Here is a 24,946-nt window from a genome sequence, read left to right as displayed (position 1 = left end):
CGCAAACGTTCAAGTTTTACGGCTTTTTATCAAGTCGTTTACTAAGTGCTTATTAGTAATGAATTACTGTACGAATACTCTTGCCTTCGTGCATTAAATCAAATGCGTCGTTAATTTCTTCAAGGCTCATTGTATGAGTAATAAAGTCGTTTAGTGCAAATTCGCCTGCCATGTAGCGCTCAACTATTTCAGGAAGTTGCGAGCGACCTTTAACGCCACCAAATGCGCTACCACGCCATACACGACCGGTAACAAGCTGGAAAGGACGAGTTGAAATTTCTTGGCCAGCACCGGCTACACCAATAATTACCGATTCCCCCCAGCCTTTATGGCAACATTCAAGGGCAGAGCGCATTACATCAACGTTACCAATACATTCAAATGAGTAATCAACGCCGCCGTCAGTCATTTCAACAATTACTTCTTGAATTGGCTTGTCGAAATCTTTAGGGTTTATTAAATCGGTTGCGCCAAGTTTAGTGGCAAGGTCAAATTTACTGGTGTTAATGTCTACACCAATAATACGACTCGCGCCCGCCATTTTTGCACCAATAATGGCTGATAAACCAATGCCGCCAAGGCCGAATATAGCGACTGTATCGCCTTCTTTTACTTTAGCAGTGTTAGTTACAGCACCCATACCGGTTGTAACACCACACCCTAATAAACAAATTTCTTCTAAAGAGGCTTCTTTGTTTACTTTGGCGAGTGAAATTTCTGGAAGTACTGTGTACTCAGAAAATGTAGACGTACCCATATAGTGATAAATTGGTTGGCCGTCTTTAAAAAAGCGCGTTGTGCCGTCTGGCATTAGGCCTTTACCTTGTGTTTCGCGTACTGCAGAGCAAAGGTTAGTTTTGCCTGATGTACACATTTTACACTCGCCACATTCAGCGGTGTAAAGTGGAATTACATGATCCCCCACTTCAACACTCGTTACACCTTCGCCAACTGCATAAACAACACCTGCGCCTTCATGGCCTAAAATAGCTGGGAATATACCTTCTGGATCTTCACCTGATAATGTAAATGCATCGGTATGACAAACACCAGTAGCAGTAATTTTTACCATTACTTCGCCTTTTTTAGGCATCATTACATCAACTTCTTCAACGCTTAAAGGTTGGTTAGGGCCCCAAGCAATCGCCGCTTTTGATTTAATAAAATCAGACATGTGTTTATCCTTAGTAGTGTTATTTAATATCAATTGTAGACCCATTTTGTTTGGGTGATGGGACTATTGTATTTGTTTCTCATATAATGATAATCTCTTATTTATTAAAACACTTTTACAGTATGGTAATAATGGCGCGTTGGGATGGGATTGACGAATTTATAGCAGTCGGTGAGGAAGGAAGCTTTACTGCTGCAGCTAGGATATTGGGCCTTTCGGTTGCGCATATTAGCCGTCATGTAACCGCCCTTGAGCAACGTTTAAATACCCAGCTTTTAACGCGCACCACACGAAAAGTTGTTCTCACCAAAGAAGGTGAGATATTTTTACATCAAATAAAGCACTTACAGCATGCAATGGACGATGCTACGCAGGGCCTTGCCTCACATCAAACAACCCCAAAAGGTAAAATTAAACTAACAGCCCCGGTAATGTTCGGCGAAACTTTTATTATGCCTATTGTGCACAATTTTATGCACGATCACCCCGATGTTGAAGTTATTGCAAACCTAAGTAACGAACAAGAAGATTTACTTGAAGGCGGGTTTGATTTAGCAATAAGGTTAGGCCATTTAAAAGATTCGAGCTTAAAAGCGCGACGGTTAAGTGAACGGCGCTTTATTATGTGTGCATCGCCTGCTTATTTAAGTCGCTTTGGTGAGCCACATACCTTAGGTGAGTTACATAACCACCAGTGTTTAGTAGGGAATAGTAGTTATTGGCGTGTAAACGAAAATGAGCGTGAAAAACACATTAAAATTGCTGGCAGATTACATTGCAATAGTGGTTGGGCACTTGTTGATGGTGCTAAAAAAGGCTTAGGTATTGTGCAACTTCCTGATTACTACATAGACAATGAGCTTAATAGTGGTGAGTTAGTGCCTATTTTAACGTCTTACCAACCCAAGCAAGAAGGTGTGTGGGGGGTTTATCCACCACGTCAGTTTGTAGCCACCAATGTACGTGTATTACTCGACTATTTAGTTGCTGGGCTTAAAGAATAAATTGCACTAAATAAATTGCTGAAAAATCATCCAAGTCTCAGATTTATAAATTATTTCTTACATTTATGGTCATATTCAATTGTGCTAACTTCGTGCTACTATAACCCCACACTTTTAGCATAAATGTTTTAAATTATATGTTTCAACCGGTTAGCTTATTTATAGGACTTAGATACAGCCGCTCCTCAAAAGGGAATGCGTTTATATCGTTTATTTCTTTTTTTTCTATTGCCGGTATTGCTATTGGTTTAATGGCTTTATTTACTGTAAGCAGTGTAATGAATGGGTTTGAGCATAGCTTAAAAACTAATATGCTTGGCCTTATTCCGCACATTGAAGTTAAATCTGATCAGCACACCCCAGAGCAAATAACGAGTTTAAAGGCAGCTCTTACTAAATCGTCTTATGTGAAACATGTTAATTTGTATCGCCAAGGCGAAGCTATTTTGCAAACCAATAAAGATCTTCACGGTGTATTACTGCAAGGTTTATATGACAATAACGGTGCGTTATACAAAGTTACTGAGAAAATAGTACAAGGCAATTGGCAAACAGTACTTAATAGTAATTATAACATTGCTATAAGCCGCTATTTGAGTCGGAAGTTAGGTGTTGGTTTAGGTGATAAACTTCGTGTGATCATGCCAAATGCATCTACTTATACGCCTTTGGGGCGTGTGCCTAGCCAGCGTTTATTTAAAGTTGCAGCAATATACGAAACGGGCTCTGAAATAGACATGGCACTTGCTTTCACGAGTGGGCCATCGCTTCAGCGTGTTTTAAAGTTAAATAAAAATGTTGCCCCAAATTTAAGTGTGTCACTTTTTGAACCCTTTGAATTGGACGAATTTACGGACGCAAGCCAACTTATATTAAAAGGTTACAACTATTCAGATTGGCGAAGCAGCCAAGGCACGTTATTTGCCGCAGTAGCAATGGAAAAGCGGATCATGTCCATGTTACTTGCACTTATTGTGCTGGTGGCTGTGTTTAATATTGTATCTGCCTTAACAATGATGGTGAGTGAAAAGCAAGGGGAAGTTGCGATACTTCAAACACTTGGGCTTACACCATCGCAGGTGCAAAAAGTATTTATGGTTCAAGGTCTTTACAATGGCGTTATTGGAACATTAATTGGCGCTTTTTTTGGGGTGCTACTGAGTTTATACATAAATGAGCTTCTTGAATTAGTTGGCCTTAGTCTACTTGCTGGCATTGAACTACCTGTGAAATTTGATGTGCTTAGTTTAGTGATAATTGCGTTTGCCAGTATTGCTATGAGCTTTTTAGCTACCTTATATCCTGCGCGCAAAGCCGCAAAAGTAAAACCAGCAGAGGTGTTGCGTTATGAATAATTTAGTAATTAGTTGTGAAAATTTAAGCAAAGTATACCAAGATGGCAACAACCAAGTTGAAGTGCTAAAGGGCGTGGATTTAGCGCTACAGCAAGGTGAAATGCTTGCTATTGTAGGTAGTTCTGGTTCTGGTAAAAGTACGCTTTTGCATATACTCGGTACGCTTGATACTGCCACTGCAGGTGTTGCTAAAATTAAAAATCAAGAAGTTGCTAAGTTATCTCGAACTGAACAAGCGGCTTTTAGAAACCAAAATTTAGGTTTTATTTATCAGTTTCACCATTTATTGATGGAGTTTAGTGCTGTAGAAAATGTAGCAATGCCTTTGCTAATAAAAGGCTTAACGGCAAAAGAAGCAAAAGTACAGGCGCTCGACATGCTTGAAAAAGTGGGTCTTGCACATCGTAGTGATCATAAACCTTCTGCACTTTCAGGAGGAGAGCGTCAACGAGTTGCTATTGCCCGTGCTTTGGTTACTAAACCTGCGTTGGTTCTTGCTGATGAGCCAACAGGTAATTTAGACAAGCAAAATGCGATTAAAATTTATGATTTAATAAATGAGCTAAACCAGAGTTTAAACACGAGCTTTGTAGTGGTAACTCATGATTTAGAGCTTGCTGATAAGCTAGGTAAAATAGCTTACTTAGATGACGGTAAACTATCGGTAAAAGAGTCACAATATGTTGCTTAGTGCATTTTTAAGTAAACGTTTTAGAGCATACTCAGGTCATAAAGACGAAAAAAACGGGTTTGTTAGTTTTATAGCTAAAGCGTCTACTATAGGTATTTTATTGGGGGTCGCTGTTTTAATTGTTGCCCTTTCAGTAATTAATGGCTTTGAACAACAATTAGTCCATCGTTTACTAAGCGTAGTACCTCAGGTTGAATATGTTGCACCAAGCAGACCTATTGCTAATTGGCAGCTAAAAGTAGCTAATATAGAAAGTCAGCCGCATGTAACGGGAGCAGCCCCATTTATCGCGGTTAATGGTATGGCGCAGTATAAAAGCCAATTAAAAGCGGTCGAAATACGCGGTGTTAGCCCTTCTTATGAGGGCAATGTTTCTGCAGTTAACCAGTTTGGAACAGGTAAATTAGTGAGCCAATTATCCTCTGAAGAGGTTATTTTAGGCCAACAAATAGTAAAGCAACTTGACGCAAAAGTGGGCGACAATATTACTTTGCTAATTCCTCAGGTTGGGCAAGCAGGTGGTCAGTTATTAGCACCTAAACGCGTTACCCTGAGCCTTGCAGGTGTTATTGAAATGGGCGGCCCAATTGACAGCACGGCCGCTTTTATACATTTGAGCAAAGCGCAGCAAACACTTGGCTACGACGAAACCCAAGTTACAGGTTTAAGGTTAAGTGTTGATGATGTGTTTTCAGCGCATCAAATAGCGCTTAATGTAGGGCAAACCATTAGCGATTATGTCTATATTTCTAGTTGGTTTAGAACACAAGGTAGCTTATATCAAGATATACAAATGGTTCGTACCATTGTTTATATTGTTGTGTTTTTAATTATTGCTGTTGCGAGTTTTAATATTGTGTCTTCTCTTGTCATGGAAGTGCGTGAAAAAGAAGGCAATATCGCAATTTTAAAAACAATGGGCGCTAAAGACAGCACTATTTTAGCAACCTTTGTAATGCAGGGATTAACGCAAGCGTTTGTGGGTGTCTTACTTGGCTCGTTCATTGGTGTTGTATTAGCATTAAACATAAGTGAATTATTTGCTTGGCTGAGCCAGCTAATGGGTGCTAATCCGCTTGAAGGGGTTTATTTTATAGAATTTTTACCTAGTAAGCTTGTGCTAGAAGACATCGGCATTACAGTAATTGCAACATTCGTACTTGCTATTTTTGCGACTATTTATCCCGCATGGCAGGCTACGCGAGTCGATCCGGCAAAGGTGCTGGGTAATTAACCTTACTAAAACAATAGGGGCGGGTTTGTAAAGCTGCTAAACTACGCGCTCATTTAATAGTGGGCGCTAATGCTTATCTATTTAAAACCTTACTCAGGAAATCACTTTGACAAATAACGATATTTTACGCCGTCTTCGCTATACCTTTAATTTAACCGATACTGCCGTGGTTGACATTTTTGCTGCGGCAGAGGCTACAGTAACAACAGAGCAAGTCATTGCGTGGTTAACAAAAGAGGGCGAGCAAGAGTTTGTTAAAATTTCAGACACTGAGTTTGCAACCTTTTTGAACGGGTTTATTAATACCAAACGAGGTAAACGCGAGGGTGTACAGCCAATACCAGAGAGTAAGCTCAATAATAATATTATTTTTATGAAGTTACGCATTGCTTTAAACATGAAGGCTGAAGATGTAATAGCTACGCTTGCATTGGTTGATTTTGATTTAAGCAAACACGAATTAAGTGCGCTTTCTCGTAAAGTAGACAACAAGCATTATCGGGTGTGTAACGATCAAATACTTCGTTTATTTTTAACCGGTGTACAACAACAACACCGCCCTGAATAATTGCTAATAATTATTTTGGCTTAAAAACGTTGTGAAAAACAACGTTTTTAAGCCAGTCATTATTAGTGTTTACTAAGATTGTAATTAATCTAACTTAGCGATAATATTTAAAAGTTAACTTTGCTAAACCAATCTAAGTGCATTAAAAACCAAGTGTCATAAAAACACAATCATATCCGTTTTAAGTTCGCTATTTCCAGGTAACGAAAATACAAAAAGGAATTTAGAATGCAATTAATACCCTCAACATTTTATTTTCCACCCGACAAAGAAAAAGACTTCCAGCATCAACTTAATAAAAGCACCGTTCACTTTGCTAATATAGCCTTGTATTTAGCTGCTTTATTTTTAACGATTTTGGTTATTCTTTCGTGGTTGAATGATGAACAATCTATATCCTCTGTTATTAATATTCTTAGGCTTTCGATGGTTTGTTTGTCGTTTGTATTGGTTTATGTAAACAATAAATTAAAGGCAAAATACTTACATTATCGTTGCTTTGCTTATGGCATTTTATTTTGTGTTTTATTTGGGTATTTATTTTGGTCCTTTGTTGGGTTGTATGGTTATTTAAACGAGGGAGGGCCTATGCTTGTAGTGGCTTCCTTTTCTGCAATACCCATGCTTCATTTAGGCCATAAACTTATTTTATGGACAATTACGGGGCTAAGCCTTTTAAGTGTTCATTTGTTTTCATCCACGCCAATAATATGGAGTCTTTACTTTTACATTAGTATTGTAATTGTGATGGCGTGTATTCAATATCAACTTGATATACTTTTACGTAAACAATATGAAGCAGAGCTATCAGAAACACAAAAAGCGAATATAGATCAGCTAACAGGGTTGCATAATAGACACAGTTTTGACTCAGAATGTAAACGCTTAATGAATCAAATTAAGCCATCGCAATCGCTAGCGCTTGCTATGATCGACATCGATGATTTTAAAAAATACAACGATAATTACGGTCATTTAGATGGCGATAACATACTCATTGATGTTGCAAGCAGATTGCGAAATTGCAAGGCAGATATCGTTGTCAGGTTTGGCGGCGAAGAGTTCATTTTAGTTAAAATTTTAGACCAAAATAACTTAGACTGGCTTGACGATTTACCTACTCGCTTTGCCTCAAGTCCGATAAGCCACGAATACTCAACATTTAAACGTGTAACTGTTTCTGCTGGCGTTGTCGTAGCTGATTTTTCCGCCCTTTGTCCAGACATGAAAGCATTGCTATCTGCAGCCGATAAAGCGATGTACAAAGCAAAAAATACAGGTAAAAATAAAGTAATTAAAGATTACATATAAAAATGGCCCAACATATATATTGTGTCATGCTGGGCAAGTTTATATTATGAAAATAATTTACTTGATAATACTTCTTGCATTTGTTCTCGCATTTTGAACTTTTGTAGTTTGCCTGTCACTGTCATAGGGTAACTTTCTACAAAGCGAATATACCGAGGCATTTTAAAGTAGGCTAGTTTGTCTTGTAAAAAAGCACGAATCGCTTGTTCATCGAGTGTTGTATCTTCCTTTGGTTGGATCCATGCACACACTTCTTCACCGTATTTTTCATCGCTGATACCAAATACTGCGGCGTCTTGTATGCCTGGATAAGTATAAAGCACCTCTTCAATTTCTCGAGGGTAAACGTTTTCTCCACCACGGATAATCATGTCTTTAATTCGTCCAACAATACTCACAAACCCTTCGCTATCCATAACACCTAAATCGCCTGAATGAAGCCAGCCGTCACTATCTATTGTGGCTTTTGTTTTTTCTTCGTCATTCCAATAGCAGCGCATTATCCCTACGCCTTTTGAGCATACTTCACCGGGTAAACCTATTTTTTGAATGTTACCCAGTTCATCAATAATTTTTACCTCAGTATGTGCAAGGGCGCGGCCAACGGTTGTTACTTGGCGCTCTATTGATGAATCAGTTTCGGTTATATTATTGATTGGGCTGCATTCAGTTTGCCCATAGGCAATTAAAACTTGGTGCATATTCATTTGTGTTTGAACTTTGCGCATGACTTGTTCTGGACAAGTAGAGCCTGCCATAACACCGGTTCTGAGTGACCTTAAGTCATATTCATTAAAGGTACTGAGCTCAAGTTGACTAATAAACATAGTGGGAACACCGTGCAATGCTGTACAACCTTCTTGTTCAATTACATCAAGCGTTGTTTTGGCGTCAAACGAATCACTCGGATAAATGGCTGCGGCACCTTTAGTAACGCATAAGAGACTACCTAAAACCATACCAAAGCAATGATATAAAGGCACTGGAATACAAAGCTTGTCGTGCTCAGTAAAATGCATAGAATCGCCAACAAAAAGCGCATTATTTAATATGTTTTTGTGAGTGAGTGTAGCGCCTTTTGGGTTACCTGTTGTGCCTGAAGTGAATTGTATATTTATATCCTGTTCGGCATTTAAATTTGTAGCAATAGCATTAAGTTCAAGCTCATGAGCTGGCGTTGCCATACGCATAATATCGGAAAACGAAAACATGCCAGCGCTTACTTCATTACCAATACGAATTACATTCTTAAGATTGGGTAGAGCTTTAGCTGAAAGCTTGCCACTGTCACAATGTTTAAGTTCTGGCGCTAGACTATTTAGCATTTCTATATAGTTGCTGCCTTTAAATTGTGAAGCGGTAATGAGTGTTGAGCATTCAACGCTATTTAATGCATATTGAAGTTCATTTGGCCGATAGGCTGGGTTAATGCAAACCATAATGGCACCAATTTTTGCGGTAGCGAATTGAGTTAAGCACCACTGTATATTATTAGGTGACCATATTCCGACCCGATCGCCTGGTTTAACACCGATGGCTAATAGCCCCATAGCGAGTTGATTAACCTCTTTTTGAAATTCTTTGTAGGTTAAACGAATGTTTTGATGATTGACCACTACCGCAAGCGAGTTAGGGTTTTTGTCGACAATGAAGTCGAAGTAGGCACCAATGGTTTTATTGGTTAAAGCTGTATTTTGTGAGCCTTTAAAATAGCTTTTAGACAACGGTAATGAATTTATTACTTCTACTTCTTTAACCGTTTTATGTTGTGTGTGCATGTTTTTCTCCGTGTCGATGTGTGTGTATTACATAAACTAGGAACTAAATAAACACACATTGTCGACAAAAAGAAGGGTGGTTAGACTAATGTATTATAAGTAAAGATATAGCCAGTAAAATAGTAGCAATAAAAAACGCGCCATATTGGCGCGTTCATAATTTAAAAAACTTTAAACGTTTTAAATTACATTTCGTCACTACGATACGTTTTTTTCATTATGTATACGTAGGCGTTCACAAATGCATTTTCTTGGTACTTTTTAAGGCCTGTTTCCTCAAATGCAATAGGGATAGGATTACGCTTAACTTGCTCTTTAATCTCTGTAGTTGAGAATACGCGTACATCTAGGTTTTCAATGAGCTGAATAGCGGTTTCCATTTTAAAGCCTTTCGCACTGCCGGCAAATTTACCTTTTGGTTGGCGTTCGCGAATGGCAACAGAGTCAATTTGGTAATCTTGCATTAGCTTTGCAAAATCAAATTGAAATTTGCGCATTATTTCAGTGTCGTTACCATTACCTAAAGTAAAACGTGTTTGACGCACATCGCGAATATCAAAAACGTCGTTATCTTTACTTAAAATACAAAGTAGTACGTCACTACCGGTAATTTCTACACCACATGTTCTCATTGCTGTTCTCTAATAAAACTTAATTATTGCGTATTATACGCAACATCGAATAAATTGCGAGAATAAGCAATAAGGTGAATTCTTACTATGCATTTCTCAAAATTGTCATCGTTTTTAACTATATTTACAAACTTACGCAAAATAACATTGATTACAGCGCCTTTAAACTTGTAATTGTTTCTCGCTCACGCGACAATATATTTTTGTAGTTGAGCAGACTCAGCATCTACATCAGCCTGTTAGGCGAAAAATAGTCAATGCTTATTCGTAAGAGCGTTGTCGAGTCATTCTCATTTAATTTTATTTAAAATACACGTGATACATTGTAGGTGTCACCACTGTATGTAAGGATTTATAATGCCAGTTATTACCCTTCCTGACGGCAGTCAGCGTAGTTTTGAAAACCCTGTAAGTACCCTTGATGTTGCAAACGATATTGGTCCAGGCCTAGCCAAAGCAACCATTGCTGGTCGTGTTAATGGCGACCGTGTTGATGCATGTGACCTAATTAATGATGATGCACGCCTTGAGATCATCACAGCAAAAGATGAAGACGGACTTGAGATTATTCGTCACTCGTGTGCTCACTTAATAGGTCATGCGGTTAAGCAACTTTTCCCTGAAGCAAAAATGGCTATTGGTCCAACTATTGATAACGGTTTTTACTACGATATCGATATGGAACATTCTTTGTCACAAGATGACTTAGATGCCATTGAAAAGCGTATGTTGCAACTTGCAAAAACAAACTACGACGTAGTGAAAAAAACAGTAAGCTGGCAAGAAGCTCGCGATACGTTTGAAGCGCGTGGCGAAACATACAAAATGGAAATTTTGGACGAAAACATTGCAAAAGATGATCGCCCAGGATTATACCACCACGAAGAATACGTAGACATGTGTCGTGGTCCTCATGTACCTAACATGAAATTCTGCCAAAACTTCAAAATAATGAAAGTAGCAGGTGCGTACTGGCGTGGTGATTCAGAAAACAAAATGCTACAGCGTATTTACGGCACAGCATGGGGTGATAAAAAGCAACTTAAAGCGTACCTTAAACGCTTAGAAGAGGCTGAAAAGCGTGATCACCGTCGTATTGGTAAGGCTCTAGATTTATGGCACTGGCAAGAAGAAGCGCCAGGTATGGTATTTTGGCACAACGATGGTTGGAGCATTTACCGTGAGCTTGAAGAGTTTGTTCGTGAAAAATTACGTGAATACCAATACGAAGAAGTAAAAGGTCCAATGATGATGGACCGATCTTTGTGGGAAAAATCTGGTCACTGGGATAAATACTCAGACGCCATGTTCACCACAGAGTCTGAAAAGCGCGAATACGCTATTAAACCAATGAATTGCCCGGGTCACGTGCAAATTTTTAACCAAGGTTTAAAATCGTACCGTGATTTACCACTGCGTATGGCCGAGTTTGGTTGTTGTCACCGTAACGAACCATCAGGCGCTTTACACGGCTTAATGCGTGTACGTGGCTTTACACAAGATGATGCTCACGTGTTCTGTACAGAAGAGCAAGTAATGGACGAAGTTTCAGCGTGTATTAAGATGGTTTATGATACCTATGAGACATTCGGTTTTGACAAAATTGTAGTTAAGCTTTCTACGCGTCCTGAAAAACGTATTGGTGACGATGAAATTTGGGACAAAGCAGAGGTTGCATTAGCTGATGCACTTAAGGCAAACGACATTGAATTTGATTACCTACCAGGTGAAGGTGCCTTTTACGGACCTAAAATTGAATTTACTTTGTACGATTGTTTAGACAGAGCGTGGCAATGTGGTACAGTGCAACTAGATTTTGCACTTCCGGGTCGTTTAGGCGCTACTTATGTAGCAGAAAACAACGAACGACGCACTCCAGTTATGATACACCGTGCTATTTTAGGCTCAATTGAGCGCTTTATCGGTATTTTAACTGAAGAATACGCTGGTTTATTCCCAACGTGGCTTGCTCCAAAGCAAGTGGTAATTATGAATATTACCGATAAACAAGCAGATTACGTGCACGAAATTGTACAAAAATTAAATAAACTTGGAATTAGAGCCGCTGCTGACTTGAGAAATGAGAAGATTGGCTTTAAAATCCGTGAGCATACATTAAAGCGTATACCTTACTTACTGGTTGTTGGCGACAAAGAAGTTGAACAACAAGAAGTAGCGGTTCGTACGCGAACAGGTGAAGACCTGGGTAAATTTAATGTCGATGACTTTGTAGCTAAAATAAGCGAAGAGATTAAAAATCGACAGTAAAAATCGAGCGTGTAGGGCTGTAACTAAAAGTCATCTACACGCTTATATTATTGATATTCTTGGAGGAACGTACCATTAGAGGCGGCAAGAAAGGGCAACAAACAGCTCAAAAAAATCGTATTAACGAAGAAATTACAGCTCAAGAAGTTCGTTTAATCGACATCGACGGCGAACAAGCTGGCATTCAGTCATTAAAAGACGCACAAGCTATGGCTGATGCAGCGGGTGTTGATCTTGTAGAGATTAGCCCAAACGCAGAGCCGCCTGTTTGTAAGGTTATGGACTACGGTAAGTTCATCTTTGAAAAAAGCAAAGAACTGAAAGAGCAGAAGAAGAAGCAAAAGCAAATCCAGATTAAAGAAATCAAATTCCGTCCTGGTACGGATGAAGGTGATTATCAGGTTAAGCTTCGCAACTTACGTAAGTTCTTAGAAGCTGGCGATAAAGCTAAAATTACCATCCGCTTCCGTGGCCGTGAAATGGCTCACCAAGAAATTGGCATCGAACTATTAAACCGCGTTAAAGGCGATTTAGAAGATTTAGCAGTCGTTGAGTCTTTCCCAAATCGCGTTGAAGGCCGTCAAATGGTTATGATGATGGCACCTATTGCTAAAAAGTAATTTTTAAGTAATAATGCGCACCGAATTTAGCTCAGGTCTGCAAGCAATATGCAAATATTCACCTGAGTTAACCGGTTTTAAAGTAAAGTTGCAACATTTTATGTTGGGCTTTCACCGGAACATGGCAGTAAGTTAGGCCTAAAAGTGGAGCTATAGAAATATACCTCACGCCTGCTTACTAATTTAAAGGCAATACAATTGGAGTTATTGCAATGGCTTATAAGCTAAAAAGTCACAGTGGCGCTGCTAAGCGTTTCAAAAAGACTGCTTCTGGCGGTTTCAAGCGTAAACAAGCGCATCTTCGTCATATTCTGACTAAGAAAACTTCTAAGCGTAAGTTACACCTACGTCCTAAGATGATGGTTCATAAAAATGACCATGGTCTAGTTTCACGTATGTTACCGTTCGCTTAATAGGGGTTTTTAGAAATGGCAAGAGTTAAACGCGGCGTTGTCGCACGTGCACGTCACAAAAAAGTTTTAAAACAAGCAAAAGGTTACTACGGAGCACGTTCACGTGTTTACCGCGTAGCTTTCCAGGCTGTTACTAAAGCGGGTCAATACGCTTACCGTGACCGTCGTGCGAAGAAACGTACTTTCCGTCAATTATGGATTGCACGTATCAATGCTGCTTCACGTCAAAATGGTCTGTCTTACAGCCGTTTTATCAATGGTCTTAAAAAGACTTCTGTAGAAATCGATCGTAAGATCCTTGCAGATATCGCTGTTTACGACCAAGTTGCATTCGCAGCGCTTGTAGAAAAAGCTAAAGAAGGCCTAGCCGCTTAAGCTTTTTTATAAGAACTGAAAAGGAGCCCATTGGCTCCTTTTTTTGTGCCTAAAATTTGCAATGAAAACCCCACCACATAAAAGCTATTCTAAGTTCCCGAGTAAGATAAGCTGTTATTAATTTAAAGACCCAGCTGTATTTAATTGGATGCTAATTGTGCTGAAATACCAATAAAGCATTTTTGATCCATTATTAAATTACCTTAGGCTGTGTTTTTTGTTGAACTACCGCAGTTTTTTCGTAACGATCAGTTAAGTTGTTATAATTTGGCCATTAAAGCGTTTTTTTGAGAATAATATGTTAGCCAGCTTACTTTTTTTATCTGCAAGTATGACTTACGACAGCCATTTACCACCTTTGCTACCTTGGCAAGGACAAAGCTTATCGCTGATACAACAGGCAGGTCCTCTGACAACGGATTTTGAACTTTCAGATGGTTATATATCTCCTGACTACAAAAACACAATGGCTTTTGTAGAGCGTTTAGTTGCTGCAAACCCAACTCAATTCAAATCGCAAATAATTGGTTATAGTAGTAGTAAGCGCGCTATTAAAATGGTTGTAGCGAGTGAGCAAGGTTTTTTTGATGCAGATCAGCTTGCTAATAGCACCAAGCCTACAGTGCTTGTTCAAGCGGGAATTCATGCTGGCGAGATTGACGGTAAAGACGCCATGTTTATGTTGTTACGCGATATAGCGACAGGCAAACGCAGGGATATTTTAAAGAAAGTAAATATTTTGTTTATCCCAATTTTAAACGTTGACGGACATGAAAGAAGCGGCCACTTCAACCGTATTAATCAACGCGGCCCAAGTAAAATGGGTTTTAGAACTAATGCAAATAATTTAAATTTAAACCGTGACTTTACAAAACTTGATACACCCGAAGTTAAAAGTGTTTTGAAGGTTATTAATGACTATAACCCAAATCTGTATGTTGATGTGCACGTTACTGACGGTGCAGATTATCAATACGATGTCACCTATGGGTATAACCCGGTTTTTGCGAGCGAATCACCTGCTATATCTGCTGCCCTAGACCAATACTTCAAACCTGTAATAGATGAAAAGTTAGCATCGCAAGGCCATATACCTGGACCACTTGTATTTGTTATGAATAAGCGAAACTTTAAAGAAGGGCTTGCAGGTTGGGTTGCTACACCACGGTTTTCAAATGGTTGGGGCGACTTAAAGTCTTTACCTACAATTTTAGTCGAAAACCACTCCCTGAAACCCTATAAGCAACGTGTGTTAGGAACTTATGTATTTATTGATGGTGCAATTGATGCCTTATCAAATCACAGCCATGAACTAGCTAATGCAGTAAAAAAAGAACAGGCATTTGTGCCAAAAGAGCTTATTGTTCAACGAGGGTATAGTGAAACTCCTGTTGAAATTGAATTCAAAGGTATTCGTTATACCTCAAAAATGAGTACGTTATCAGGTCAAACAGAAGTTCAATATATTGGCGAGAAAGAAGCATATACAAACCTCCCTGTATATTGGCAAAAAGACGTACAAAAGCGTGTTGAAGTGCCTAAGGCATTTTTTATACCACCTGTTTACACGGATTTAATTGAGAAGTTATCGCTTCATGGTGTGTCTGTGAACAAATTAGTTGGTGAAAATACACAACCATTAAAACAGGCCAAAATAAATGAGTACTCTTTTGCTAAGTCACCGTTTGAAGGACGATTTAGAGTAACGGCTAATTTTGATTATAAGCCTGCTATTAATGTAAATTTAGACGGTTGGTTTGAAGTGACAACTCAACAAAAGGCAGGAGAATTAGCTGTTCATTTGCTGCACCCGGAGGCACCGGATTCATTTTTTGCATGGGGTGAGTTTAATACTGTTTTTCAACGAACAGAATACATGGAAAACTACGCGCTAATCCCGTTTGCCCGTCAAATGCTAAAAGATAATCCAAAACTTGCATTAGCATTTGATAAAAAGCTAAAAAATGATAAGTCATTCGCTAATGATGCTAATGCTCGCTTAAACTGGTTGTATGAGCATAGCCCGTTTTATGACCAAGCTTATTTAAAGTATCCAATACTTATGTCGTTTGAAGAAGAAATAGCAATACGAGAACAAAAAGATAAAGAAATATAGCGATGAAAATTATAACAATACCAGTGACACCTTTTGCACAAAATTGCAGAATAATAGCTTGCGAAAGTACTCAAGAAGCAATCGTTGTCGACCCCGGTGGTGACAGCGATAAGATAATAGCTACTTTAACGAGTAATAGTTTAACCTTAAAAGCGGTTTGGTTAACCCATGGGCACTTAGACCATGTTGGTGCAGCTGAAGTGCTTCGTAGGCAGTTTGATATTAAAATTATTGGCCCGCACAAGGATGAACGTTTTTGGTTTGATAATTTACCAATGCAAGCTCAAATGTTTGGTTTTCCTCCTATTGATCCTTTTTACCCAGATGCGTGGCTATCGCATGGTGATACTTTGAGCCTAGGTAAATTAAAATTCGATGTAATGCATTGCCCAGGTCATACGCCAGGACATATTGTATTTTATGAACACAATAATAAATGTGTAATTGTTGGTGACGTTATATTTAAAGGCTCCGTGGGGCGAACCGACTTTCCACAAGGCAATAGTCAACAACTTTTAGAATCTATTAAGGCTAATATACTAACCTTGCCGGTGAAGACCGCGATTTTGTCGGGGCATGGCAGTGAAACAACGGTAGAGCATGAAATTAAAACGAACCCTTTTGTGAGTGGGCAGTACGGATAGTGGGTTAAATGTATTAATTATGAGTAATTTATACATAGAAAAACTAAAAATAAGCAGACTGTTTTTAAAAATGGTTGTATAATTTAACCAGTTTATTTGATAAATAAGAAATAAAATGTCTCTAAATCACGTAGATCGCCAAATTTTGGCACTTTTGCAACAAGACGCAAGTCTATCAACTGCTGAAATAGCCGACAAAGTAGGCTTATCTCAATCACCTTGTTGGCGTCGAATTGCTAAACTTGAACAAGACGGCTACATAAAAAGCAAAGTGGCATTGTTAGATGAAAAGAAACTAGGCTTTGATATGCTGGTATACGCACATGTGCGTTTATCTAACCATGGTAAAAAAAATCTGGCTGAGTTTGAAAAGCTGATCATGAGTTATGATGAAGTTACTGAGTGTTATACAATGGCTGGTACCATGGATTTTATGTTACGTATAATCTCGCAAGGTATAGAGGGTTACGAACATTTTGTTAGAGATAACTTATTAAGTTTAGAATATGTACAGGAAGTGCATTCAAACGTAACAATGACATGTGTAAAACGAAGCACTTCTCTTCCTTTGTAAACGAATAACTTTTTAGAGCTATTTAGTTTAAAAGACAATGTAATTGTTAAATGAGCGCTAATTTGCTAGAATTTAGCGCTTTTTTTATACCCAAAACACACCTGAGGATCTCAATGTTTAACTTACTCAGTAGGGCGCCAAGCTCTGCTAAAAACGATATTCTATCTGGTTTAACTGTGGCGTTAGCCTTAGTGCCAGAAGCTGTTGCGTTTGCCTTTGTAGCAAATGTAGAACCTTTAGTTGGTCTATATGCCGCGTTTATCGTAGGTTTAATTACGGCTATATTTGGCGGCCGCCCTGGTATGATTTCAGGTGCTACCGGTGCATTAGCGGTTGTTATGGTAAGTTTAGTACTTGATCATGGTGTTGAGTATCTCTTCGCAACCGTGCTGTTGATGGGTATTTTGCAAATACTCGCGGGAATATTCAAGCTCGGTAAGTTTATTCGTATGGTACCGCATCCTGTAATGCTAGGGTTTGTAAACGGCTTAGCTATTGTTATATTTTTAGCCCAGTTAGGTCAGTTTAAAGTACCTGACGGTATGGGCGGTCAGCAATGGATGACGGGTGAACCATTGTTTATTATGCTAGGGCTAGTCGCGCTAACTATGGGGATTATTCATTTCCTTCCTAAGTTAACAACGGCTATTCCTTCATCTTTAGTTGCGATTGTGACGGTTACAGGCTTAGTGATTGGTTTAGACCTTGAAGCACATACCGTATTAGATTTTTTAAAAGGGATGACAGGTGATGAAGCAGCAACAATCGCAGGTGGGTTGCCAGAGTTTCATATTCCTATGGTGCCATTTAATTTAGATACACTGCAAATTATCTTCCCTTACGCACTGATACTTGCTGCTATCGGCCTAATAGAATCATTATTAACGCTTAGCTTAATTGATGAAATTACTGAAACGCGTGGTCACAGTAACAAAGAGTGTATTGGCCAAGGCGCTGCAAATATAACGTGTGGTTTTTTTGGTGCAATGGGTGGTTGTGCAATGATTGGCCAATCAATGATTAATATTAATTCTGGCGGTCGTTCACGTTTATCAGGTATCAGTGCAGCATTAATGTTGCTAGCATTTATCATTTTTGCCTCAAGTTTAATTGAAATGATCCCACTTGCCGCACTTGTTGGGGTTATGTTTATGGTTGTGCTTGGTACATTTGAATGGGCAAGTTTTAAAATGATGAAGCGCGTTCCATTGTCAGATGCCTTTGTAATCGTGTTGGTTTCAGGTGTAACGGTGATTACCGATTTAGCGATTGCAGTGTGTGTAGGTGTCATCGTGTCTGCACTTGTTTTTGCATGGCAACATGCTAAGCATATTTACACAACTAACTACATTGATGAAGAAGGCTCAAAAGTATATGAGTTACATGGGCCATTATTTTTTGGTTCAGTTAAAAACTTTTCTGAATTATTTGATGTTAAAAATGACCCAGAGAACGTTATTGTAGAGTTTAAACATAGCCGTGTATCAGATCACAGTGCAATAGAGGCTATTGACGCATTAGCTGATAAATATACTAAAGCAGGTAAACAGCTTCATTTGCGTCATTTAAGTAAAGACTGTACTCAGTTACTGCACAAAGCGCGTGATTTAGTTGAGGTCAATGTAATAGAAGATCCTACTTATAAAGTTGCGTCAGATAAGCTAGCTTAAATACTAACTATCAACGTATGAACGAAAGCGAAAGGGTAACACCTTTCGCTTTTTTATTGCGTGTGAGTAGAGTTTGCGTTGATTGTATTAAAAACTAAGATAGGCGGTAGTGCTAAACAGCCTCGTAAATCTATATAATAGGCGGTGATATGAATTAGTTTATTTATAAAATTAATTAGTTATTAATAAATACAAGCTAAGAATAGATTTTAAAGTAGTTACTATTTTGGAGACAGTGTAAATTTTGAATTGGCAATCTTTAATTGATAACCGTCAGCGCTTTTTTTGGCTTTTGCAGATTGCGGGCTGGATAGGGTATGCGCTTGTCAATTACATTGGTTCTAAAGTATTTGAAATGCGTGATATTTACGTATTCGTTATATTATTAAATGCTTATGCTGGCTGTCTTATGACAGTACCTCTTCGCTATATTTACCGTACAGTTTGGAATGCTTCACCTATAGTGCTGATGTTAGTGGTGTTTGGTTCATCTTATGTAACGGGTACATTATGGGCTGTTGTACAAAAATTTAATCTATGGGAAATATATCGCCATGGTTACAGGCCAGAAGAGTGGTTTTATTACCTGCAACAAGGATTGGATTCTGTTTACATTATTTTGTGTTGGAGTGGTTTGTACTTTGGCGTTAAATATTATCAGCTATTGCAAAGTGAACGTCAAAAAGCATTAAAAGCCACTACAATGGCCCACGAAGCCCAATTAAAAATGCTTAGGTATCAGCTTAACCCGCATTTTTTATTTAATACGCTAAATGCAATTTCAACATTAGTTTTGGTAAAAGAAAATAAAGATGCTAACTTAATGGTCTCTAAATTGAGTGACTTTTTAAGATACACATTAAATACCGATCCCATAAAAAAAGTACCACTTGAGCAAGAGTTACATGCATTAAAGCTATACCTTGATATTGAGAGAGTACGTTTTGATGAACGTTTAAAGGTAAACATAGACGTAAGTGAACAAGCAAAACAAGCGCTTGTGCCTAGTCTTATATTGCAACCTATTATTGAGAACGCAATTAAATATGCGATTGCCCACTTATCTGAAGGTGGTGTAATTGATATCAAAGCCCAAGTGTTTGCTAACGAATTACTCCTTGAAGTGGGAGATAACGGGCCTGGCACAGAATTAGAAAATGGCAAGCTTGTTAACGCACAAGGTGTTGGCATTGCAAATACCAAAGATAGATTAAAAACGCTCTACGAAAATAATTATTCGTTTGTATTATCACATAATACGCCAAGTGGATTAAAAGTTAATCTGCGAGTGCCGTTTGAGAAGGCTGTGAAGAAATGATGAAAATCAGAACGCTTATTGTTGATGATGAACCATTAGCGCGCAAAGGTTTAGATGTAAGACTTTCAGAATTTGATGATATTGAAGTTATTAAATTATGCAGTTCAGGTGCAGATGCAATACAGACGTGTAAAAACGAAAAAATAGATTTAGTATTTTTAGATATTCAAATGCCAGGCATGAATGGTTTTGAAGTTGCTCGCGCGTTAAGTGAAAGCACTAAAGTACTACCTGCAATCGTGTTTGTTACCGCATTTGATCAATTTGCAGTAAAAGCATTTGAAATTCATGCATTGGATTACATTTTAAAACCCGTTGATGATAACAGACTAAAACAGGCGGTAGAAAAAGTGCATACCTATTTAAAAACGCAACAAGACAACGCCCATAAGAAAAAACTCGCGAGTTTTGTAGCTGGCATTACCGGAAATAACTGTGAAGAAATTCTCAAAAAGCTGGCAACCGGTGATACTTTAGCTGATAAACGTTACCCAGAGTCGTTGGCAGTAAAAGAGCAGGGCGAAATTATTCGTGTTCCAGCAGCAACCATTCAATGGGTTGATGCAGCAGGTGATTATATGTGTTTACATTGCCAAGATGGACAAACACATATATTACGTAAAACAATGAAAGAACTTGAGCAAGAGCTCGACCCTCATTTATTTGTTAGGGTTCATCGCAGCGCAATTGTAAATACAAAACAAATCAGTAAATTAGTAACACAGGTTAGTGGCGAGTATTTACTTGTTTTAGAAAATGGACAAGAGTTAAAAGTAAGCCGAAGTTACCGAGATAAAGTAAAAGCAGCATTAGCGAGCTAAAATTATAGTTAGAAATAAAAAATGCGAGCTAAGCTCGCATTTTTTTTAAAGCGTTAATTACTCAACAGTAACAATTTTCATTGTATTTGTTGCGCCAACCGTTTCCATTGAATCACCATGCGTTAAAATCACAGTATCACCTGACGCTAATGATCCTTGGGCAACAAGCGTATCTAAAGCTGCTTTAACCATTGCATCTTTTTCTGTTTGTGTTGAATCAAAAAACACAGGGTAAACACCACGATAAAGTGCGGTTTGACCAAGCGTACTAGCATGACGAGATAGTGAGTAGATTGGTAAACCCGAACTAATACGTGACATTAGTTTTGCTGTGCTACCTGATTCAGTAAGCGTTACAATAGCTTTAACAGAGTCTAAATGGTTTGCTGCATACATAGCAGATAATGCAATTGATTCTGCATTATTAGAAAAACGGCTATCTAAACGGTGCTTAGATACGTGTGTTTCTTTTTGTGACTCAGCACCTAAACAAACTCGCGCCATAGTCGCTACAGTTTCTTCAGGGTAATCACCCGCTGCGGTTTCTGCAGAAAGCATTACAGCGTCGGTACCATCAAGCACTGCGTTTGCAACATCCATTACTTCAGCACGTGTTGGCATTGGATTATCAATCATTGATTCCATCATTTGCGTTGCTGTAACAACAGTACGGTTCAATGAACGAGCACGACGAATAATAAGCTTTTGCTTGCCCATTAACGCAGCATCTCCAATTTCTACACCTAAGTCACCACGCGCAACCATAACAGCATCTGAAGCAAGTACAATGTCGTCAATCGCTTCTTGCGTTTCTACAGCTTCAGCACGTTCAATTTTTGCAAGAAGTTGCGCTTTAGAGCCAGCTGCTTCTGCTAAAGAACGAACGTAACGCATATCATCACCACTACGTGGGAAAGATACCGCAATATAATCTACATCGATTTCTGCTGCTGTGATTAAATCTTCTTTGTCTTTATCAGTAAACGCAGGGGCAGTTAATCCACCACCCAAACGGTTAATCCCTTTATTATTTGATAAAACACCTCCCACTGTAACGGTACAGTGAACTAGATGATCAACTACTTTATCAACTGTAAGTTGAATTAAACCATCATTTAAAAGAAGTAAATCGTTAGGAGATACGTCTTGTGGAAGCTCTTTATAATCGATACCTACAGCGCTTACATCGCCTTGCCCTTTTTCCATTTTTGCATCAAGAATAAACTTAGCACCCACTTCTAGGGTTACTTTGCCTTCTTTGAACGTTGATACACGGATTTTAGGACCTTGAAGGTCGGCAAGGATAGCAATATGTTTGTTCAATCGTTTTGCAATATCACGAACTGCTTGTGCACGGTCTTTATGATCTTGAGCCACACCGTGTGAGAAGTTTAAACGTACTACGTTTGCGCCTGCGCGAATAATTTTTTCTAAGTTGTTATCTCTATCGGTAGCGGGCCCAAGGGTAGCGACTATTTTTGTGCGTCTTAGCATCAATTTCTCCTGTGTGCTTGGTGAAAGCAGGTTGACGGTTATTTTGTTTACGATAGATATAGCTTTATAAAGCTATATCTTTAGTTGTAGGCAAGGCTAAAAGAATTGCCACTATTTTATACAAAACTATTGTGTCATCATTATGACACCGGTGTCAAAATGCGTCAATGATCATAATTTTAATTTGCTTTGCTTTTAGTCACCCTTTGCTCGATGATATTTGATATAATTGCGAGGCTTTTATACCTGTAGTGAAATATTACTTTGTATTGGCTCATTGTTAGTATTTTATTACTGTATACGTATAAAGCATGCGGTATTATTGAATGAATACATTGAATTTTCTAACCAAATAGTTGTTACCGAGGAGGACACTAAATGCAAGTTGCATTAGTCGGGTTAGGCGTTATGGGGAAAAATCTTGCCCTAAATTTGATAGAAAAGGGGATAACGCTTGTTGCTTATGACAAAAACCCACATGCGGGTGAAGAGTTAATAAGTTGTGCTAAATCTCAAGGCATGGCTGACAAACTTCACATTGTTTCTGATTTAGGAGACATGGTAAGGCGTTTAGAAGCACCTCGTTCTATTTTATTACTTGTTCCTGCGGGTGAGTTAGTAGATACCGTTTGTAATGAATTGGTAAACGCAGGCGTAGAGTGTGATGATATTATAGTTGACTGTGGTAACAGTAATTATAAAGATGGTATAACGCGTAAACTCAAATACCAAAACAAATTTGAGTTTGCCACCATGGGTATTTCTGGTGGTGCCGAAGGTGCCCGCCATGGCCCAGCAATGATGGCCAGTGGATCAGAAGGTGGCTGGGAACGTATCGAACCATGGTTTGAAAAAGTAGCAGCAAGTTACAATGGTAGCTCTTGTTTTGCACGTGTTGGCCAATCGGCAAGTGGACACTTTGTTAAAATGGTTCACAACGGCATTGAATATGCACTTATGCAACTCATTGCGGAAATGTATCAATTACTACGCTCAGGAACTAACCGTTCTCCAAAAGAAGTAGCTGCAATATTTGATGAGTGGTCACAAGGGCAGTTAAATAGTTACTTACTTTCTATCTCTAGCCACATATTAACCCTTGAAAATGATAAAAATGAGCCACTAGTCGACCTTATTGATAATAAAGTTGGCGCTAAAGGTACAGGTTTGTGGACTGCACAAAACGCGCTAGAGTTAGGAATTGCAGTACCATCACTTGTCGCTGCTGTTCAAGCCAGACACCTAACCAATGCCTGCGATACAACCGCTGCACAAGAAATGACGTACGCTTCAAAATCAACCAATATCGTTGATATTGATCTCGAAGAGCTTAAAGATGCATTTACACTTGCTAGTTTACTTGCGTATCGCCAAGGTTTAGCACTAATTAAAGGCGCATCTCGTACACACCAGTGGAAAGTTGATTTGTCGAAAACATTACAAACTTGGCGTGCAGGTTGTATTATTCGAGCTGACTACCTAGATAGCGTGGCGCAAGGAGTCGAATTTATAGATTCACTCGATAAAGAGGCGAATGCACTACGTAAGATAACTGGACAAGCAGTTATGTCTGGTTTGGCGTTTCCTGTATTAAGCTCTACACAAACTTACTTAGCAACGTTAACAACACCAAGTAATGGGCACCTAGTTCAAGCCCAGCGTGATTATTTTGGTGAGCATGGCATTAAAACCCATAGTGGTGAAACCTGCCATTTGACTGACCTAGTTGAGATTGACGCTAAAGTTCGTTAATTCTTTATTAGAAAAAAGGCACGCTATAAGCGTGCCTTTTTTGATTCTGCAGATGTGTAACTCTTTATCTTGTTAATTCACCACGCATATTATCTTGCATTAAGTGGCGAATAGTCTCGATTTCTAGATTCTGGCTGAATAGGCAATGAAGTTTGGTTAGGCAGGCTTCTAAAGTCATATCATACCCACTAATAACGCCAATATTTAATAATGCGTTGCCGGTTGCGTAACCGCCCATATTGACTTGGCCTTTTAGGCATTGTGTTAAATTAACAATAATCATTCCTTTATTACTTGCTTCACTTAAAACAGATAAAAACTTATCGTCTTGAGGTGCATTACCCACGCCAAAGCTTAATAACACTAAAGCCTTAATGTTATCGTTTACAAGGCTCTTCACAACCTCGGTACTTATTCCTGGGTATAAATAAAGTACGCCAATTGGCTGTGGCGTTATTGTGGTTACTTGAAGTTCGTTTTCAACATAAGGACTTAGTTGGCCTTTAATAAGTTGAATATTAATGCCTGATAATGCAAGAGGCTCTAAATTTGGTGAAGCAAAGGCATCAAAACCATCTGCATGTGCTTTAGTAGCTCTATTACCTCTAAATAACTGGTTATTAAAAAACAGACTCACTTCTGCAATTGGGTAATTAGCAGCTAAGTACATTGCATTTAACAAATTAACCTGTCCGTCAGATCGTAGTTGAGAAAGTGGAATTTGCGATCCGGTAACAATAACGGGCTTAGTTAAATTATCAAACATGAATGAAAGTGCGGATGCAGTATAGGCCATGGTGTCTGTACCATGCAGTACAACAAAGCCGTCGTATTGCTGATATTTGCTTTTTATATCATCTGCAATAAGTTGCCAGTGCGCAGGGGACATGTCAGATGAATCAATAAGTGGACAGTATTCGTGAATATCAAATAAGGGCATTTCATCACGATTAAATTCGGCATTGTTCATAACCGTTTCGGTTAAGAAACCTTCTGCGGGAATGTAACCCCGACTTGATTTTTTCATTCCTATGGTACCGCCGGTATAAGCGATATAAATGCGTTTACGTTTCATAAAAAAAGCCCAGTAAAAAAACTGGGCTTAGTATAACCTGTCGCTAGTGTAAATAAAGC

Annotated in this window: 22 protein-coding genes; 17 read left to right on the top strand and 5 right to left on the bottom strand. The window is 38.7% G+C overall.

The genetic code is table 11. The annotated features are described in order from the left end of the window. Positions 1-52 precede the first annotated feature (52 nt). A complete protein-coding gene (locus AC27JL_RS09965) occupies positions 53-1,174 on the bottom strand; it encodes an S-(hydroxymethyl)glutathione dehydrogenase/class III alcohol dehydrogenase (RefSeq protein WP_006794756.1) in 1,122 nt (373 codons plus the stop codon). A 131-nt stretch (positions 1,175-1,305) separates the two neighbouring features. On the opposite strand from AC27JL_RS09965, the gene AC27JL_RS09960 reads away from it, so the two are divergent. The 6 genes from AC27JL_RS09960 to AC27JL_RS09935 all read left to right on the top strand — a co-directional run bounded on the left by AC27JL_RS09960 (position 1,306) and on the right by AC27JL_RS09935 (position 7,337). Continuing rightward, a complete protein-coding gene (locus AC27JL_RS09960) occupies positions 1,306-2,178 on the top strand; it encodes a LysR family transcriptional regulator (RefSeq protein WP_487195524.1) in 873 nt (290 codons plus the stop codon). Positions 2,179-2,315: 137 nt separating this feature from the next. Then, positions 2,316-3,533, top strand: coding sequence for a lipoprotein-releasing ABC transporter permease subunit (locus tag AC27JL_RS09955; RefSeq protein WP_138740875.1), 1,218 nt, complete (start codon positions 2,316-2,318; stop codon positions 3,531-3,533). Next, positions 3,526-4,224 carry a lipoprotein-releasing ABC transporter ATP-binding protein LolD gene (lolD, locus tag AC27JL_RS09950; protein WP_010557437.1) on the top strand — a complete coding sequence of 233 codons (699 nt, stop codon included), beginning with the start codon at positions 3,526-3,528 and terminating at the stop codon, positions 4,222-4,224. The genes AC27JL_RS09955 and lolD overlap by 8 nt, the downstream gene beginning before the upstream one ends. Further along, a complete protein-coding gene (locus AC27JL_RS09945; RefSeq protein WP_010557436.1) occupies positions 4,214-5,458 on the top strand; it encodes a lipoprotein-releasing ABC transporter permease subunit in 1,245 nt (414 codons plus the stop codon). The genes lolD and AC27JL_RS09945 overlap by 11 nt, the downstream gene beginning before the upstream one ends. A gap of 106 nt (positions 5,459-5,564) precedes the next feature. Beyond that, entirely contained in the window at positions 5,565-6,026 is a 462-nt protein-coding gene (locus tag AC27JL_RS09940; RefSeq protein WP_487195523.1) for a YehS family protein, read from the top strand. 228 nt (positions 6,027-6,254) lie between these two features. Continuing rightward, positions 6,255-7,337 carry a GGDEF domain-containing protein gene (locus AC27JL_RS09935; protein WP_487195522.1) on the top strand — a complete coding sequence of 361 codons (1,083 nt, stop codon included), beginning with the start codon at positions 6,255-6,257 and terminating at the stop codon, positions 7,335-7,337. Positions 7,338-7,381: 44 nt separating this feature from the next. On the opposite strand, the gene AC27JL_RS09930 is transcribed toward AC27JL_RS09935, so the two are convergent. Together AC27JL_RS09930 and AC27JL_RS09925 are read right to left on the bottom strand one after the other, a co-directional pair. Next, entirely contained in the window at positions 7,382-9,115 is a 1,734-nt protein-coding gene (locus AC27JL_RS09930; RefSeq protein WP_487195521.1) for an AMP-binding protein, read from the bottom strand. A gap of 185 nt (positions 9,116-9,300) precedes the next feature. After that, on the bottom strand, positions 9,301-9,747 hold the full coding sequence (locus tag AC27JL_RS09925; protein ID WP_006794749.1) for a DUF3010 family protein: 447 nt from the start codon (positions 9,745-9,747) through the stop codon (positions 9,301-9,303). A 357-nt stretch (positions 9,748-10,104) separates the two neighbouring features. On the opposite strand from AC27JL_RS09925, the gene thrS reads away from it, so the two are divergent. The 10 genes from thrS (at position 10,105) to AC27JL_RS09875 (ending at position 20,566) form a co-directional block, all read left to right on the top strand. Further along, complete coding sequence (thrS, locus tag AC27JL_RS09920; RefSeq protein WP_058428952.1) at positions 10,105-12,015, top strand: threonine--tRNA ligase; 1,911 nt, start codon at positions 10,105-10,107, stop codon at positions 12,013-12,015. 59 nt (positions 12,016-12,074) lie between these two features. Beyond that, positions 12,075-12,635 (top strand): translation initiation factor IF-3, encoded by a 561-nt coding sequence (gene infC, locus AC27JL_RS09915; RefSeq protein WP_006794470.1) that lies wholly within the window; start codon positions 12,075-12,077, stop codon positions 12,633-12,635. Between the two features lie 212 nt (positions 12,636-12,847). Then, positions 12,848-13,048 (top strand): 50S ribosomal protein L35, encoded by a 201-nt coding sequence (rpmI, locus tag AC27JL_RS09910; protein ID WP_002960713.1) that lies wholly within the window; start codon positions 12,848-12,850, stop codon positions 13,046-13,048. A gap of 15 nt (positions 13,049-13,063) precedes the next feature. Beyond that, complete coding sequence (rplT, locus tag AC27JL_RS09905) at positions 13,064-13,423, top strand: 50S ribosomal protein L20 (RefSeq protein WP_002960711.1); 360 nt, start codon at positions 13,064-13,066, stop codon at positions 13,421-13,423. A 298-nt stretch (positions 13,424-13,721) separates the two neighbouring features. Further along, complete coding sequence (locus AC27JL_RS09900; RefSeq protein ID WP_487195520.1) at positions 13,722-15,539, top strand: M14 family metallopeptidase; 1,818 nt, start codon at positions 13,722-13,724, stop codon at positions 15,537-15,539. A 2-nt stretch (positions 15,540-15,541) separates the two neighbouring features. Beyond that, positions 15,542-16,183: an MBL fold metallo-hydrolase gene (locus AC27JL_RS09895; RefSeq protein WP_487195519.1), complete on the top strand. Its 642-nt coding sequence runs from the start codon at positions 15,542-15,544 to the stop codon at positions 16,181-16,183. 115 nt (positions 16,184-16,298) lie between these two features. Further along, complete coding sequence (locus AC27JL_RS09890) at positions 16,299-16,757, top strand: Lrp/AsnC family transcriptional regulator (protein ID WP_002960703.1); 459 nt, start codon at positions 16,299-16,301, stop codon at positions 16,755-16,757. A 113-nt stretch (positions 16,758-16,870) separates the two neighbouring features. After that, positions 16,871-18,427: a SulP family inorganic anion transporter gene (locus AC27JL_RS09885; RefSeq protein WP_006794467.1), complete on the top strand. Its 1,557-nt coding sequence runs from the start codon at positions 16,871-16,873 to the stop codon at positions 18,425-18,427. A 244-nt stretch (positions 18,428-18,671) separates the two neighbouring features. Next, positions 18,672-19,745: a sensor histidine kinase gene (locus tag AC27JL_RS09880; RefSeq protein WP_243533537.1), complete on the top strand. Its 1,074-nt coding sequence runs from the start codon at positions 18,672-18,674 to the stop codon at positions 19,743-19,745. After that, positions 19,742-20,566: a LytR/AlgR family response regulator transcription factor gene (locus tag AC27JL_RS09875; protein WP_006794465.1), complete on the top strand. Its 825-nt coding sequence runs from the start codon at positions 19,742-19,744 to the stop codon at positions 20,564-20,566. Before AC27JL_RS09880 ends, AC27JL_RS09875 begins: the two co-directional genes overlap by 4 nt. Positions 20,567-20,623: 57 nt before the next feature. Here the strand turns inward: AC27JL_RS09875 and pyk are convergent, their stop codons facing one another. Continuing rightward, positions 20,624-22,060: a pyruvate kinase gene (pyk, locus tag AC27JL_RS09870; protein ID WP_039036906.1), complete on the bottom strand. Its 1,437-nt coding sequence runs from the start codon at positions 22,058-22,060 to the stop codon at positions 20,624-20,626. A 378-nt stretch (positions 22,061-22,438) separates the two neighbouring features. On the opposite strand from pyk, the gene gndA reads away from it, so the two are divergent. After that, entirely contained in the window at positions 22,439-23,812 is a 1,374-nt protein-coding gene (gene gndA / locus AC27JL_RS09865) for an NADP-dependent phosphogluconate dehydrogenase (RefSeq protein WP_039036907.1), read from the top strand. Between the two features lie 64 nt (positions 23,813-23,876). On the opposite strand, the gene ansA is transcribed toward gndA, so the two are convergent. Further along, positions 23,877-24,887, bottom strand: coding sequence for an asparaginase (ansA, locus tag AC27JL_RS09860; RefSeq protein WP_006794462.1), 1,011 nt, complete (start codon positions 24,885-24,887; stop codon positions 23,877-23,879). Between the last annotated feature and the right edge of the window lie 59 nt (positions 24,888-24,946).

It is taken from the genome of Pseudoalteromonas sp. 4NS20-0020, from assembly GCF_057554385.1.
The sequence above is the reverse complement of the archived record's forward strand: the minus strand, read 5'-3'. Positions and strand labels throughout refer to the sequence as shown.

What these genes read in the sequence shown, in the direction of transcription:
- AC27JL_RS09965 (WP_006794756.1), bottom strand. Translation starts at nt 1,174, where the DNA reads ATGTCTGATTTTATTAAATCAAAAGCGGCGATTGCTTGGGGCCCTAAC.
- AC27JL_RS09960 (WP_487195524.1), top strand. Translation starts at nt 1,306, where the DNA reads ATGGCGCGTTGGGATGGGATTGACGAATTTATAGCAGTCGGTGAGGAA.
- AC27JL_RS09955 (WP_138740875.1), top strand. Translation starts at nt 2,316, where the DNA reads ATGTTTCAACCGGTTAGCTTATTTATAGGACTTAGATACAGCCGCTCC.
- lolD (WP_010557437.1), top strand. Translation starts at nt 3,526, where the DNA reads ATGAATAATTTAGTAATTAGTTGTGAAAATTTAAGCAAAGTATACCAA.
- AC27JL_RS09945 (WP_010557436.1), top strand. Translation starts at nt 4,214, where the DNA reads ATGTTGCTTAGTGCATTTTTAAGTAAACGTTTTAGAGCATACTCAGGT.
- AC27JL_RS09935 (WP_487195522.1), top strand. Translation starts at nt 6,255, where the DNA reads ATGCAATTAATACCCTCAACATTTTATTTTCCACCCGACAAAGAAAAA.
- AC27JL_RS09930 (WP_487195521.1), bottom strand. Translation starts at nt 9,115, where the DNA reads ATGCACACACAACATAAAACGGTTAAAGAAGTAGAAGTAATAAATTCA.
- AC27JL_RS09925 (WP_006794749.1), bottom strand. Translation starts at nt 9,747, where the DNA reads ATGAGAACATGTGGTGTAGAAATTACCGGTAGTGACGTACTACTTTGT.
- thrS (WP_058428952.1), top strand. Translation starts at nt 10,105, where the DNA reads ATGCCAGTTATTACCCTTCCTGACGGCAGTCAGCGTAGTTTTGAAAAC.
- rpmI (WP_002960713.1), top strand. Translation starts at nt 12,848, where the DNA reads ATGGCTTATAAGCTAAAAAGTCACAGTGGCGCTGCTAAGCGTTTCAAA.
- rplT (WP_002960711.1), top strand. Translation starts at nt 13,064, where the DNA reads ATGGCAAGAGTTAAACGCGGCGTTGTCGCACGTGCACGTCACAAAAAA.
- AC27JL_RS09900 (WP_487195520.1), top strand. Translation starts at nt 13,722, where the DNA reads ATGTTAGCCAGCTTACTTTTTTTATCTGCAAGTATGACTTACGACAGC.
- AC27JL_RS09895 (WP_487195519.1), top strand. Translation starts at nt 15,542, where the DNA reads ATGAAAATTATAACAATACCAGTGACACCTTTTGCACAAAATTGCAGA.
- AC27JL_RS09890 (WP_002960703.1), top strand. Translation starts at nt 16,299, where the DNA reads ATGTCTCTAAATCACGTAGATCGCCAAATTTTGGCACTTTTGCAACAA.
- AC27JL_RS09885 (WP_006794467.1), top strand. Translation starts at nt 16,871, where the DNA reads ATGTTTAACTTACTCAGTAGGGCGCCAAGCTCTGCTAAAAACGATATT.
- AC27JL_RS09875 (WP_006794465.1), top strand. Translation starts at nt 19,742, where the DNA reads ATGATGAAAATCAGAACGCTTATTGTTGATGATGAACCATTAGCGCGC.
- pyk (WP_039036906.1), bottom strand. Translation starts at nt 22,060, where the DNA reads ATGCTAAGACGCACAAAAATAGTCGCTACCCTTGGGCCCGCTACCGAT.
- gndA (WP_039036907.1), top strand. Translation starts at nt 22,439, where the DNA reads ATGCAAGTTGCATTAGTCGGGTTAGGCGTTATGGGGAAAAATCTTGCC.
- ansA (WP_006794462.1), bottom strand. Translation starts at nt 24,887, where the DNA reads ATGAAACGTAAACGCATTTATATCGCTTATACCGGCGGTACCATAGGA.